Source organism: Plesiomonas sp. (assembly GCF_051650925.1).
GTDB lineage: Bacteria > Pseudomonadota > Gammaproteobacteria > Enterobacterales > CAMTGL01 > Plesiomonas.
Genome location: NZ_JBOFRH010000475.1, coordinates 1 through 6,574 on the forward strand (window position 1 = coordinate 1; position 6,574 = coordinate 6,574).

Genomic DNA, 6,574 nt, shown 5'->3' on the forward strand with positions numbered 1-6,574 from the left:
CAAGGATCAGACTGACTAAACCCACCAGATAGGTGAGTGCATAGCCTAAACTTAAATTACTCAATGCCGTCTGCACTAATTCAGGGTTAGCGATATTGTGTGAACCACTGAGCAGTGATTCCCGAGCACCAACCAGAACCGGTGTTGAGGTCATTGAACCGGCCAGCAAACCTGCGGTTAACCCGATATCCCACCCGAGCCATCGGCCTAAGCTAAAGGCGATACACAGCGCACTGATGACCAAGACCAGTGCCAATAGTAGGTAGTTTTTACCGTCGCGAAAGAAAATCGCAAAAAAGTTTGGCCCAGCCTCAATGCCCACGCAGAAAATGAACAACATAAAACCCAGACTGAGGGCTTCGGCATTTAGCGTAAAATGCATCTGTCCGAGCAGCAAGGAGACAACGAGCACTCCGATAGAGTTACCCAGTTGGATCGATCCAAAACGTAGCTTGCCCAGACATAGTCCGAGAGCGAGTACGACAAACAAAAGCAGTATGTCATTTCCATTGAGCAATGCTGATACGTCGATATTCACAATGTTGATTCTGTGGCCAAATTAAGTGGAGAAATACATATCAGCAAACAGTGATATATTCGCTAATACAAGAGAAGACATGTACCAATATAAATGTAAACGTAATGTTTTAAAAATGATGACATTATTTGACAATATAATTTCAATGTAATGATAAACATTATGTCCACACCGTATTTTACATCTAACTTTTTTGGATTTCCTATTTATTTGGCTATAAGTCTTGATGTATCACCCGATTTAATGGTTTTCTAATTAGGTACGCTGATCTTTATAGACACCGATTGGCCGAGTAAATGTCGAAAGGAGTCGACGAATGCAAAAATGGAATTGGAATATCGCCATTATTGGCGGCGCACTGTTTTGTATTATTTTTTTCTTTCAGGGTTTGCCATACCCGCTGCAACAAACATCGGGGCATACGGGGTTGCTATTTTTTATGATCCCAGGCGTGGTATCAGCATATCTTTCGCGGCGTGAAGGCTTACTGCATGCACTGCTTGGTACACTGTTGGCACTGCCGGTGTGTATTGTGATTCGTTTGGCGGCACTCTCTTCGTATGAACGTTTTGTTGATCTGGTAGTGTACTTTTTGGGTGCAGTATTTTGGTGCGGGTTGGGTACGCTGCTCTATATCTTTGGTTCACGTATTTTACAATACTATAAATTACGTATGCGCCAGCAACACCGTAGTCATGGGCATTAGCCAAAGACAAAAGACAATAGCAGCATAGGTTAAATGGTGTATTTTAAGCGGTAAAATGCAGTTTATCAGGCATAAACCTATCAGACATAAAATCTATCAGGTATAAAAAAAGAGAAGTTCAACAGGTTCTGTCTGGCTTCTCTTTTTCATATGCTGTGCTTATCTTTTTGTGTATTAAAAACACACCCGCTATTTATGTCTGCAACGCGTTTACAGGGTGCATGGCATAATGACAGATAGCGTAAAGCGACATAACATTAAAAGACCCTGTAAATTTATTCGCTATACAGGCTCAAATGCTCTTTTGCGTACGCTTCAAAATCAGTGCAGCCGCCGATATGCTCCTGATCGATAAAAATTTGTGGCACAGTTGCAACAGGTTTACCGACTGTTTTTTCCAGATCTTCTTTTGAGATCCCTTCGGCATGGATATCAATGTAACGGAAACGGAAATCGTCACGTTCTGCACTCAATTTCTCAGCCAACTCTTTTGCGCGGACACAGTAAGGGCAACCAGGACGACCAAAAATCACTACAAACATACATACTCCTGTTTGTGACTAGGATGAGCCACACCAACGTAACGTTTTGATGAAAAAGTAACAACCGACTCTGAGTCAGAAAATACACTGACTAAAAACAGGGTCAAATTCGACTCTTATTACTATGCCAGTGCACAGAAATTTAATAAAATAGAGCATACCTGTTAATTTAATAGTTTTTACCTATTAATTGTAGCAAGTTATGATCCGTTCTGCCGTGTTAACTGCACGTGTAGATGCTAATCATCGTTCACAATAAAAGGAATGCTTAATGAAGGATTCACTTATTGCCTTGATGCTAGTGGCACTGCCGGTTGCGGCGTTTGCCTCTTTGAGTATGAATCTACATCAGCAAGGCCGCGAGCCAATGAGCCAGTTTCAGCTACAACCTGAGCCTACCTCTGATCATGCTCAACGTGGTGATCCTGTTGTTCGGGCAAGTAGCTATCGCTGATCATGGTGTATAAATCGTTGTAGGCATTATTGATTCAGACAGATTGATTTTACATACAAATTGATTCTACATATTGATACGAAAGATTAATGCCACAGACAGATGAGTGTGTAACGTAACACTGTAAATGCGTTGCCTTACACATTTATCTGCCGACTATATTTGTGTGCTTACTCCACCTCTCATATCACCTCATCGGCACCTGTCAGCCGATTAGGTTATCGCCAGGGTATATTTGATCACTCGTCATCGAGCTTGGCAATATCGGCTGATTTTCCGCTGAGTACCTGCAGTAAATCGTGTGGTGCTAATTCAATATCTAAACCGCGTTTTCCGCCGGAAACCAAAATGGTGGGAAATTGCCCCGCACCGCTGTCGAGTACTGTCGGCAAGCGCTTTTTCTGACCTAATGGGCTAATTCCACCTACCAGATAGCCGGTTGTCCGCTGTGCAATAGCCACATCAGCCATGTCCGCTTTTTTTGCCCCCAACGCTTTAGCTACTTTTTTTAAATCCAGCATGCCTGCTACCGGCACAATCGCCACCGCGAGATTCTTTGCATCACCATTGAGGCTAACCAGCAAGGTTTTATAGACGCGCTGAGGGTCAACGCCTAGCTGTGTTGCTGCTTCTTCACCAAAATGGGTGTTATCGGGGTCATGTTCGTAGGGGTGTAATTCAAACGAGATATGTTGTTTTTTCAACAGAACAACGGCGGGAGTCATGGTTTAACCTATTCAAATAATAAATATAATGTTGGATACAAACAGACTGTAGTACAAAGCCATTTTATGGCTGTCAATGCTAGTCATTGTAGAGAAGGCCTGTGCAGCAAAAAGAGCACAGGCGTAATCTATTTTCCTGATATCAGTATACGCTATCTGATTTTGCTCTGATAAGTGTGGTACTTACGCTTACTGGCCGCGCCATTTGAGTGTGACTTCAGCAATTCGCTGACCAAATAGTCGCGCGGTTTTTAGATCCCCCGGTAATGGGCCCTCTTCAGGGCTAGCATCAGCCGGTGACTGTGCCATTGCGCCGGCAAATGCACCGACATAGTTGATATCATTACGGTCAGCAGCTTTGGTGTTAGAAGGCATTAAACCGGTTCCCACCCAGATCATACTGTGCTGCATGGCCAGAGTGAAAAAATAGTGCAGTGTTGAGTGTTTATCACCATTCATGGTTGCAGAGTTGGTAAAGCCTGCGGCAATTTTATCTTTCCATTTTTGAGTAAACCACGGGCGCGAGCTGGCATCAGCGAATTTTTTAAACTGCCACGATGCCATTCCCATATAAGTGGGCGAACCAAACACAATAGCATCAGCCTCTTCCAACTGACTGAACGCATCGTCAGGCAGCTCACCTTGGCTGTCAATTTGATACAAAGCTGCATCAACCCCTGCTACGGAATTGATCCCAGCAAACACAGCTTCAGCCTGTTTTTGAGTGTGGCCATACCCGCTGTGATAAACCACGGCAACTTTACACATGAATAACTCCTTATTCCGGTAATGATTTCGCTGATGTGAAGGGTGTAATTCATACAACATAAACGTTAGCACAAGATAATAAAAAGCTGAGTTTATTCAGGGATAAAGCACCGCTATGTTCACAATGACCCTGTATTGCCTCTTTCTAATACCGCTAAATGTATGTTGGTACGCAAATCTTTTTTTTATGTTTTATATCGTTAACAGAGTAAAGCGCTAAAGTGGTAGGAAATCACACCGATAAATTGCAACACAATGTATAATTTTGTGTGCTGCCATACTGTAATGGGTATGATGAAAAAAGAGTGCATTAACGTAACGGATTGTTATTATTATAGGCTGGTTTCTTTTTCCCGTTTTGCATGACTTGGCAGAGCACCACTATTTGGAATAGAAAACCAGAGTAAATAGGCATCATTCACTGGCGTGTAGGATAAAAAATATCATGGATTCTGATATCGCACTGCGGCAACCTCTGTTGCTTTTAGTGGATGATTCACGGGCATCACGTTTGCTGTTGTCCTCTATTTTGAAAAACTTTGGGCAAATTATTCATGCCAGTAGTGGTGAACAGGCCCTTTTATTGGCCAGAGAGTCTATTCCTGATCTGATTTTGCTGGATATTGAAATGCCAGAGCAAAGTGGTATTGATGTTTGTCAGCAGTTGCAGTCAGACCCTTTAACGCAAGATATTCCGATTATCTTTGTTACCGGTACACACGACCCTTATAAAGAGGTTGAAGGGCTGGCGGTTGGCGCGGTTGATTTTATTTATAAGCCTTACCATGCAGCTATTATTCGTGCTCGTGTCAGTACTCAGTTGAAATTAAAACGTTTATCAGATCAGTTACGGCAATTGGTTAATCTTGATGGGCTTACCGGACTATATAACCGCCGGGCCTTTGATAACCGGCTTGCTGTTGAACTACCACGTCATTTTCGCAGCCAACAGTCGTTAGGTTTGGTCATGATTGATGTTGATCACTTTAAAGCTTACAACGATGGTTATGGCCATTTAGCCGGTGATCAGTGCTTGAAAGCCATTGCACGCTGTTTACAGCAAAGCGCACGGCGAGCCGGAGATATGGTCTGCCGTTATGGTGGCGAGGAGTTTGCGATTATTTTGCCTGCGATAACAGCAGAGACACTGCGTGAATACGGGCAGTGGTTATGTGAGCAGATTAGCGCGTTACAACTCCCGCATGCGCACTCCGCTACAGCACAGTGTGTGACGATAAGTGTTGGAATTACAGCAACCGATCAAGCGTGTTTATCCGCCGATACGCTGATTGCTCAGGCCGATCAAGCGTTGTACTACGCAAAAACACATGGCCGTAACCAGTCAGCCAGTTATCTTCAGTTGGCAGATTCAGAGGAAAAATAGCCTTACGGTTATCGTTTTCCCCTGAAGGGTGTAGATATAGTAGATATAAACGGTGACGACGGCTATTTACGGCCGCGATTGTCACCGATTTCAGTGATCAATCCGCCATTATAAATAGCGTTGTTCAAGGTGGCGACGGAAATAGGCCGGATTAAGTGTTTCACCGGTGGCGTGCCGGATCAGCTCATCAGTGGTAAAGCAGCTACCCTGTTGCCAAATAGTTTGTTGTAGCCAGCTAAACAGTGCACTTAGATCTCCGCGCGCAATCTGTGCATCTAGCTCTGGGCAGGCTAGGTGTGCATGATGAAAAAGCTGCGCAGCATACATCGCCCCAAGGCTGTAGGTTGGAAAGTAACCAAAAGAGCCATCTGTCCAGTGAATATCCTGCATACAGCCATCTTTGAAATTACCGGCCGTGCTGAGCCCCAGATAAGCCTGCATTTTTTCATCCCACAACGCCGGAATATCGTCAACTTCGATATCCCCTTCAATCAGCGCGCGTTCTATTTCGTAGCGCAACATCACATGCGCCGGATAACTTACCTCATCGGCATCGACACGAATAAACCCCTGTTTTACCCGCATGTTCAGTGCCAGAAAGTTATCACGGACAAAGGCGGGTTGATCGCCAAATTGTTGTTGTACCAGCGGTAATATATGGCTTAAAAATGCTGGTGAGCGTGCCAGTTGCATCTCAAACAGCAGACTTTGTGATTCGTGAATAGCCGTTGATCGGGCCTGAGCAACCGGCTGACCGAGCAAATGGCGTGGCAAGTTTTGCTCATACCGTGCATGGCCGGTTTCGTGAATAATTCCCATCAGCGCGGGCAGAAAATCACTCTCAGTATAACGGGTGGTGATCCGCACATCTTCCGGTACACCGCCACAAAACGGGTGGGCGCTGACATCAACACGGCCTGCGTTAAAATCAAACCCGAGCAACTGCATTATTTTTAAACCGACTTCACGCTGTGCCTGCGGGTTAAACGGGCCTTGTGGCATAATGATCGGGTTCTGCGCTTGCTTTGCCAACACTTGTTGCAACAGATCTGGCAGCCACTGTTTCAGATCGCCAAAAATAGCGTCTAGCTGCTGGCCTGTCATGCCCGGTTCATACAGATCAAGCAGTGCATCGTAGCGGGATTTTCCAGTGGCAGCGGCCCGAATTTGTGCCTCTTCACGAGAGATCTTAACCACTTCCTTTAAATTAGCGGCAAAACCGTGCCAATCATTGGCTGGGCGCTGCGTTCGCCATGCGTGTTCACAACGCGCACCGGCCAGCGATTTTTTCTCAACTAATTCAGCCGGTAATACAGAGGCCGCCAACCAACTACGCCGCATCTCCCGTAAATTTGCCCGTTGCGTATCGTTCAGTGTTTCCTGTTCGGCATGTGTCAGCCATTCGTTAACCTGAGGGGCGGTGAGGGTTTCATGCATCAATACATCGAGCTCGGCCA

At 45.0% G+C, this 6,574-nt stretch carries 7 protein-coding genes and 1 pseudogene; 3 read left to right on the forward strand and 5 right to left on the reverse strand.

What is annotated here, in order from left to right; translation table 11 throughout:
• Positions 1-538, reverse strand: a pseudogene (locus ACRC27_RS11520) (aspartate:alanine antiporter); the annotation flags it as partial.
• A gap of 316 nt (positions 539-854) precedes the next feature.
• On the opposite strand from ACRC27_RS11520, the gene ybjM reads away from it, so the two are divergent.
• Positions 855-1,244, forward strand: a complete 390-nt coding sequence (gene ybjM, locus ACRC27_RS11525; protein WP_438623915.1) for an inner membrane protein YbjM — start codon at positions 855-857, stop codon at positions 1,242-1,244.
• 275 nt (positions 1,245-1,519) lie between these two features.
• Here ybjM and ACRC27_RS11530 read toward each other — a convergent pair whose 3' ends face one another.
• Entirely contained in the window at positions 1,520-1,786 is a 267-nt protein-coding gene (locus tag ACRC27_RS11530) for a GrxA family glutaredoxin (RefSeq protein ID WP_438623916.1), read from the reverse strand.
• Between the two features lie 271 nt (positions 1,787-2,057).
• Between ACRC27_RS11530 and ACRC27_RS11535 the strand changes: the two genes are divergently transcribed.
• The gene (locus tag ACRC27_RS11535; protein ID WP_438631411.1) at positions 2,058-2,240 is read left to right on the forward strand and encodes a hypothetical protein; all 183 of its coding nucleotides are present in this window, start codon (positions 2,058-2,060) and stop codon (positions 2,238-2,240) included.
• A 239-nt stretch (positions 2,241-2,479) separates the two neighbouring features.
• Here ACRC27_RS11535 and ybaK read toward each other — a convergent pair whose 3' ends face one another.
• Positions 2,480-2,965 (reverse strand): Cys-tRNA(Pro)/Cys-tRNA(Cys) deacylase YbaK, encoded by a 486-nt coding sequence (gene ybaK, locus ACRC27_RS11540; RefSeq protein WP_438623918.1) that lies wholly within the window; start codon positions 2,963-2,965, stop codon positions 2,480-2,482.
• A 189-nt stretch (positions 2,966-3,154) separates the two neighbouring features.
• Entirely contained in the window at positions 3,155-3,733 is a 579-nt protein-coding gene (locus ACRC27_RS11545; RefSeq protein WP_438631409.1) for a flavodoxin family protein, read from the reverse strand.
• A 445-nt stretch (positions 3,734-4,178) separates the two neighbouring features.
• Here ACRC27_RS11545 and ACRC27_RS11550 point away from each other — a divergent pair, with 445 nt between their 5' ends.
• Positions 4,179-5,117: a diguanylate cyclase domain-containing protein gene (locus tag ACRC27_RS11550; protein WP_438631407.1), complete on the forward strand. Its 939-nt coding sequence runs from the start codon at positions 4,179-4,181 to the stop codon at positions 5,115-5,117.
• A 108-nt stretch (positions 5,118-5,225) separates the two neighbouring features.
• On the opposite strand, the gene ACRC27_RS11555 is transcribed toward ACRC27_RS11550, so the two are convergent.
• On the reverse strand, positions 5,226-6,574 hold a 1,349-nt coding region (locus ACRC27_RS11555), incomplete at its 5' end, for a carboxypeptidase M32 (RefSeq protein WP_438639923.1).